This is a genomic window from Pseudomonas sp. HMWF006, assembly GCF_003061205.1.
Lineage (GTDB): Bacteria > Pseudomonadota > Gammaproteobacteria > Pseudomonadales > Pseudomonadaceae > Aquipseudomonas > Aquipseudomonas monsensis.
In genome coordinates, this window is the sequence record NZ_QAIU01000389.1 from 1 (window position 1) to 3,258 (window position 3,258).

General features: G+C 62.2%; 1 protein-coding gene. It reads right to left on the reverse strand.

Going from position 1 to position 3,258, the window contains the following annotated elements:
* On the reverse strand, nucleotides 1-3,012 hold a 3,012-nt coding region (locus DBR24_RS15940; protein ID WP_128615236.1), incomplete at its 3' end, for a hemagglutinin repeat-containing protein.
* Between the last annotated feature and the right edge of the window lie 246 nt (nucleotides 3,013-3,258).

Below are 3,258 nucleotides of genomic sequence, written 5' to 3' on the forward strand. Positions count from 1 at the left end.
GTCCTTGCTCGACGCACTGCTGCCACCCGCGCCGCTGCCAGCGACGTTCACGTCTTCACCGGTCTTGGTGTAGACGCGCACATCGACCTTGGCATCCACCGCATCAGCGCTGCTGTTGTGCGTGTTACTCGCGGCGTCGGCAAGCAGTTTGTCAGCGCTGATGTTCACCTGGCCGGCGCTGGCGTTGTATTGCGTGCCTTGGTCGTGCAGCGTGCCAGTGGTTTTCACATCGACAGTGCCGCCGTCAAAACGGCTGACCACAGCGTTGCTGCTCTGCTCGGATTTGCTGGCGCTGCCATGACCGACCGCAACGTCGATACCGACATTCGGCTGACCGAGATTGGCCAGCGAGTCCTTGTCCGGCACCTTGCCGTTGAGCACGTCCTTCACCGCGCCAGCGATCGGCCGAGCAATATCTTTGTATTCGACGTTGGCACCGATGTCCGCCGACCAGTTGCTCTCGCTATGCGTGCTGCTGTCAGTGTTGCTGGCCGCACGGTTGTCGATCTCGTTGGCGGCAATATTCAGACCATTACCGGCCTTGACCTGCGCACCTTCGGTGGTGAGTTTGTCGGCATTGATGGTCAAGCCACCGCTGCTCTGTACGCTGGTGGTCTGTGCGGTGGTTTTGCTGGTCGAATCCTGCGCAGTGCTGTGGGCGAAATCGACGCCACTGCCAGCACGGTCGAGGCCGCCGGTGTAGTAGAAACCGCCGCCGGTGCTGGAGGTGTCGGTGGAGGTTTTGTGGCTGTCTGCCTCGGCCAGCAACGACACGTTTTTGCCGCTCAACGTTGTGTCGCCAGCGGTGGATTTCACCTCCGCGCCTTTGAGCGTGACATCACCGCCAGCCTTCACCTGCACACTGCCACCGCTGAGGCTGGAGCCTTGCTGAGTGACATCATGACGGGTCACGGCTTGCTGTTTGTCTTCGTAGTGAATCCCGGCACGATATTGCTCTGGCGTTTGTTCTTTGGCGTAAGCATCGAAGCCACGGGTTTGCGTGGTGTCAGTGCTGTCGTGAGTGTTCTGCGCCGAATGCACATTCACATCCCCCGTCGCATCCGCCGTCAGCGCGCCACCGGCCTCGACCGTCGAGCCGGCGACCTCAATGTCCTTGGCGCTCTTGAGCTTGAGGTTGCTGTCGGACACCAGTTCGCTGCGCACCGTGGTGCTGTCTTTGCTGTTCTGGCGCGATTCGTCCTTGGTGATGCCGAAGAACTTGCTGTCCTTGTCGTGGTTATTGCTGTGCGCAGTGTCCTGCACGCCGTCGATGATCAGCGAACCCTTGTCGCTGATCACGCTGGCGTCGGTGCCGCCGCGTACCTGACTGCCGCTGATGCGCACGTCGTCAGCCTTGACGATCAGTTTTCCGCCGGCGTTGACCTTGCTGCCCTGATGCCGGGTCTGGCCCTTGTCGGCATCGCCGGTCTTGCCGAAGAAACCACCGCCGACGAGGTCACCGGAATAGCGGTTGTCACTGCTGCGGCTGGTGCGTGCGGCGGTGCTGATGTCCACCTGTTTGCCCGCCAGATGCAGGTCACCGGCGCTGTTCAGTTCGGCGCCGTCGGAGCGCAGCAAGGCGGCGGTTTGCAGGGCGATGTTGCCAGCCTTCAACTGGCTGGTGACGCTGCGCTGCTCCTCGTTGCTGCTGCTCCAGTCGGCTTTCCACAGGTGTTTGCGGTGGTTGCCTTGATCGGTCTGGGTGTGGCTTTCAGTGGCGGCAGTCAGGCGCAGATCGCCGCCGCTCTGCACGTCGAGCTTCCGCGCCGCGTCGACCTTGGCGGCTTTCAGTTCGGTGTCTTTACCGGAGGCCAATTTCGCGTCGCGACTGGCGACGATCTGGCTGCCGTGCTGACGGGTTTCGCTATCGGTCTGGGTGCGGTCGTAGGTTTCCCAGGTGATGCCAATGGTGCTGTTGCTCCAGTTCTCGCGTTTTTCCTGGAGCTTGCGGCTCTCGACCGTGCTCAGGGTCAGATTGCGTTTGGCCTCGACGGTGACGTCACGGCCACTGACATCGGTGGCGGCCAACGTCAGGTCCTTGCCACTGTGCAGACCGATATCGCCCTGATTGCTGCGAATCCCGGCGCGGGTGACGTCGAGGCTGTTGGCCACGGCTTCACCGCTGACACTGAGGTCGCCGGCCGAACGAATCTGCACACCGTCACGCCCGGCGACTTGTACCGCACCCACCCGCACGCCGGCACCTTCGGCGGTGCTGACAATATTGATGCGCCCGGCCTGCATCGCGCCGAACAGGCTGGCGTCGATGCGTTGATCGGCGGTGTGGCCCGCCGGATCGACCGCGTTCACCTGGCCACTGGCGTAATCGACCTGATTGCGCCCGACCGTGAGGTTCAGTTGATCGCGGGCGGTGATCGCGCCCTGGCTGTCGATACGCGGCGCAATCAGGTTGATCGAGCCCTCGCCATTGCGCAGGCCACCGTTTTGAATCTGCAACTGACCGCTGGCGTCGCGGGAGTTCAGGCTTTGCAGTTTGCCGTCATTCAATTCCGGGCGACCAACCACTAGATTGGCATTCGGCGTATTGATAAAGCTGCCGCCATTGACCGAGATGCCGTTGGGGTTGGCCAGCACGTAATCGGCGGGGCGACCGAAGATTTCCTGCGCGCCGTTGATGGCGGACGGGTTGCGGCTGATCACTTCGTTGAGGATCACACTCGCGGCCTGCCCTTGCAGTTGTGGGTTGGCCGCCAGTTGCCCGGCGAGCTGCGATTGCCCGGCCTGCAAGGCGTTGTTCAGCACCACACCCTGACGATCGACGTTGTAATCGAGAAACTGGTTGTGCGACAGGCCCGAGCCATTGGGCGCGACGATGTTGACGATGGGCACACCGCCCTGGGTCTGCAATTGCGCGGTACCGCCCGGCCCGGGCGCGACGACGACACCGCCGGCGAGCGCGCTCGGCAGGTGCACGGCGAAGAACAGGCTGGCGATGGCCCAGCGCAATTTGCCCCGAGGCGAAAGATGAAATGCAAAAGTGTGTGCTGGCATAAAAACGTCTCCATGTAAGTACGGCATCACGTCGCGCGTTTTAGTCTTGGCCGTGGCTGTCGCGCTCAGGTCCGACGGCTGTTCGTTCACTGCGTTGTTTGTATGGATAGCGGTCATATCTGCAGCCCTACGCGCATCAGCCAGGTTTGCGGCTCGTGCAGCAGACCGCTTGGGGTGTTGAGGCTGCGTTGGTAATCGACGTCCACCTGCAGGTTTTTCCAGCCCAGGTTCAGGCCGACACTGGCG